At 47.4% G+C, this 1,445-nt stretch carries 3 protein-coding genes; 2 read left to right on the top strand and 1 reads right to left on the bottom strand.

Annotated features, from left to right (window positions below; all coding sequences use genetic code 11):
- Positions 1 to 106 precede the first annotated feature (106 nt).
- Positions 107 to 748, bottom strand: coding sequence for an isochorismatase family protein (locus NZ772_18895; protein ID MCS6815626.1), 642 nt, complete (start codon positions 746 to 748; stop codon positions 107 to 109).
- A gap of 220 nt (positions 749 to 968) precedes the next feature.
- Here NZ772_18895 and rpmB point away from each other — a divergent pair, with 220 nt between their 5' ends.
- Together rpmB and NZ772_18885 are read left to right on the top strand one after the other, a co-directional pair.
- Positions 969 to 1,205 (top strand): 50S ribosomal protein L28, encoded by a 237-nt coding sequence (gene rpmB, locus NZ772_18890; GenBank protein ID MCS6815625.1) that lies wholly within the window; start codon positions 969 to 971, stop codon positions 1,203 to 1,205.
- Positions 1,206 to 1,445 (top strand): molybdopterin-binding protein (locus NZ772_18885; GenBank protein ID MCS6815624.1); only part of this gene is annotated, 240 nt, incomplete at its 3' end.

Raw genomic sequence — 1,445 nt, 5'->3', positions numbered from 1 at the left:
AGAAGGGGCTGGGGTATGAAGACTGATTGGCTTAAGTGGGATGCACCCCTATGAGTGTCTCTTTCTAATCTGGAAAGATCTTAGATGAAGTGCTGCTAGAGAGCAGTCAAGACTTAGCTTGAGCAACCAAATCGGCAGTCAGACAAAGTTGCCCACAACAGTTGCCAATGGTCTTAAGAGAGGATAGATGAAAATCAAGGGAAAAGTCACCAACGGCATCAGCCACATAGAATACTTTCAGGTCTCGCATCAGCGCATCAAGGGCAGTTGTCATGCAGCCAATATGACTGTAAACACCAGTGATAATAATTTGATTGCGACTCAAGTTAGCTAGCAACTCAGCAAAGGTGCTGTTATAAAAAGCACTATACTTATGCTTTACGATCGTATAGCCGCTCACAGGGCACAGATCACTAACCACAGCGGCTTCATCATCAACTCCTTGCATTCCTGGCCCCCACAGATCGTACAGCAGACCGCGCTGGGCAACGGTCAAAGGACGTTGTTCTGTATACACAACAGGAATTCCTATTTGCTGGCAGATTTGTTTCACAGTGGCAATATTGGCAATTATCGCTTTAGCCGTTTCAGGGTTATGGCGCAGCAACGGTCGCATGTAGTAGTTCTGCATATCATGAATCAGCAGTACAGCTTGTTCAGGCTCAAGTTGCCACGTTAGTCGGTTGAACTCTAAACACTCTGCCCCTGGCAATTGATATAATCCACAGCTACTATCTAGTTGTCCCATACCAAGTTCCCCCATTAGGCTCCTGTTCAGTATGGCCCGATTCTGCTGCTGGTACTATCCCAGACTCAAACGGTCGATTAGTGTGGCTAACCTTCTTCGTCTCGTGTTAGCATTATCTACTGCGTGAAAACTTTTTCATTGGTGATGCCCGGACAGCATCACTAACTTGTTTTGCTAGTGTTTCGATTAATGTTTTGAACTCCTGCTGGAAGGTCATGCCATGAGCCGCCGATGTCAACTAACGGGTAAAAAAGCCAATAACGCCTATGCAGTGTCTCACTCGCATCGGCGCACTAAGCGATTGCAGCATGTTAACCTGCAATGGAAACGTGTTTGGTGGGAAGAGGGTAAGCGTTGGGTACGCCTGAAGTTGTCTACTAATGCCATCAAAACACTGGAAAAGAAGAGTTTGAGCACGTTCGCCAAAGAGCTAGGTATTGACCTGAATAAGGTTTAAATGGCACAACCCCATCCTGATGTGGAACCGCGATCGCTAAACTGTGCAGTCGTTACTGTTAGCGATACACGCACAGAGGTTGACGATCGCAGCGGTCAACTCATTCGCGATGTGTTGCAGACGGCTGGGCATCAAGTCGTTGCCTATCGGATTGTGAAGGATGAACCAGAGCAGATTGCGACCTACTTGCAGGTGCTGTGTGAGGATGAAAGCACCGATGCGGTAATCTTCAACGGTGGC

The organism is Cyanobacteriota bacterium (assembly GCA_025054735.1).
Lineage (GTDB): Bacteria > Cyanobacteriota > Cyanobacteriia > SKYG9 > SKYG9 > SKYG9.
The sequence above is the reverse complement of the archived record's forward strand: the minus strand, read 5'-3'. Positions and strand labels throughout refer to the sequence as shown.